1 protein-coding gene is annotated in these 910 nt (G+C 69.3%); it reads left to right on the forward strand.

The genetic code is table 11. The features are described from left to right. Nucleotides 1–910 (forward strand): acyltransferase domain-containing protein (locus WU80_RS24755; RefSeq protein WP_156371892.1); only part of this gene is annotated, 910 nt, incomplete at both ends.

Below are 910 nucleotides of genomic sequence, written 5' to 3' on the forward strand. Positions count from 1 at the left end.
TTCGCCGCCGCGCTGGCCGAGCTGGACCCCGATTTCGTGGCCCAGGCCGGGTTTTCGCTGCACGAGGTGATCGCCACCGGCACCGAGCTGGTCGGTATCGAGCAGATCCAGCTCGGGGTGTTCGGCATGCAGCTGGCGCTGAGCGCGCTGTGGCGCTCCTATGGCATCACCCCCGATCTGGTCATCGGCCACTCGATGGGCGAAGTCGCCGCCGCCGTGGTCGCCGGCGCCCTGACCCCCGCCCAGGGCCTGCGCGTGACCGCCACCCGTTCGGCGCTGATGGCCCCGCTGTCCGGCCAGGGCGCCATGGCCCTGCTCGAACTCGACGCCGCCGCCACCGAAGACCTCATCGCCGCCCACCCCCAGGTCACCCTGGGCATCTACAACTCCCCCCGCCAAACCGTGATCGCCGGGCCCACCGCACACATCGACGCACTCATCACCACCGTGCGCGCCCAGAACCGGTTCGCCAGCCGGGTCAACATCGAAGTCGCCCCACACAACCCGGCCATGGACCCCCTGCAACCCCTGATGCGCGAACAACTGGCCGACCTGACCCCCCAACCCCCCACCACCGCGATCCTGTCCACCACCTACCCCGACCCCACCACCGCGCCCACCTTCGACGCCCAACACTGGGCCACAAACATGCGCAACCCCGTCCACTTCCAACAGGCCATCACCCACGCCGGCACCACACACCACACCTTCATCGAAATCAGCCCCCACCCCCTCCTCACCCAAGCCATCCTCGACACCCTGCGGGCAGAAGCGACTCCGCGCGCCGAGTACCTGAGCATCGGCACCTTGCAACGCGATACGGATGACACGGTCACCTTCCGTACCAACCTGTACGCGGCCGGGGCGGCACCGCAGACCCCGCACCCGCCCGAACCCCACCCCCAGATCC

The organism is Mycobacterium sp. UM_11 (assembly GCF_001414075.1).
Taxonomy (GTDB): Bacteria; Actinomycetota; Actinomycetes; order Mycobacteriales; family Mycobacteriaceae; genus Mycobacterium.